The organism is Paenarthrobacter aurescens (assembly GCF_025421775.1).
GTDB classification, from domain to species: Bacteria; Actinomycetota; Actinomycetes; order Actinomycetales; family Micrococcaceae; genus Arthrobacter; species Arthrobacter aurescens_B.
In genome coordinates this window covers 1-236 of the sequence record NZ_JAOEFX010000720.1, presented here as the reverse complement: position 1 = coordinate 236, position 236 = coordinate 1, and the positions used below count along the sequence as shown (strand labels likewise).

The 236-nt window shown below is 61.4% G+C and carries 1 pseudogene; it reads right to left on the bottom strand.

Annotated features, from left to right (window positions below):
* Window positions 1-100: 100 nt before the first annotated feature.
* A pseudogene (locus N7568_RS25380) lies at window positions 101-236 on the bottom strand (prephenate dehydrogenase); the annotation flags it as partial.

Genomic DNA, 236 nt, shown 5'->3' with positions numbered 1-236 from the left:
GTGCTGACACTGGACTTGCCCGATCCCGCAGGGCCGTCGATGGCAATCACCAGCGGCTTGCCCGGGCGGGCGACGGTCTCCGGGCCAAAAAATTCACGCGTCATGACTGGAGTACCCGCCATCCACGGTCAGTCAAAGCTTCAACAAGGAGGTCGTGCTTGCTGGGAAGCACGGTAAGCTCCTCCATGCCAACGTTCTGTCCCGACGAATGGTCGAGCCGAAGGGCTTCGAGGTTC